General features: G+C 26.0%; 1 pseudogene. It reads left to right on the top strand.

Going from position 1 to position 223, the window contains the following annotated elements:
• Positions 1–19: 19 nt before the first annotated feature.
• Positions 20–223, top strand: a pseudogene (locus tag ACK2WN_RS12460) (hypothetical protein); the annotation flags it as partial.

Genomic DNA, 223 nt, shown 5'->3' with positions numbered 1-223 from the left:
AAATAGAGAGGAGGTGAGTTTGCAGAGAGTACAAAATAATTATATATACACAGCTATAAAAGAAGTGCATGAAAAACATCATTATCCAATAAATTCTCTATGCAAAATAAGTAATGTAAGTAAAAGTGGTTACTTTAAATGGTTGAAACATCAAAAAACTTTTAACGATATAAAAAACGAAAAAATTGCTAATATTGTAGAAAAAATACATGATGACTATCCT

The organism is Peptacetobacter sp. AB800, from assembly GCF_047807365.1.
Classification (GTDB): Bacteria; Bacillota; Clostridia; order Peptostreptococcales; family Peptostreptococcaceae; genus Peptacetobacter.
The sequence above is the reverse complement of the archived record's forward strand: the minus strand, read 5'-3'. Positions and strand labels throughout refer to the sequence as shown.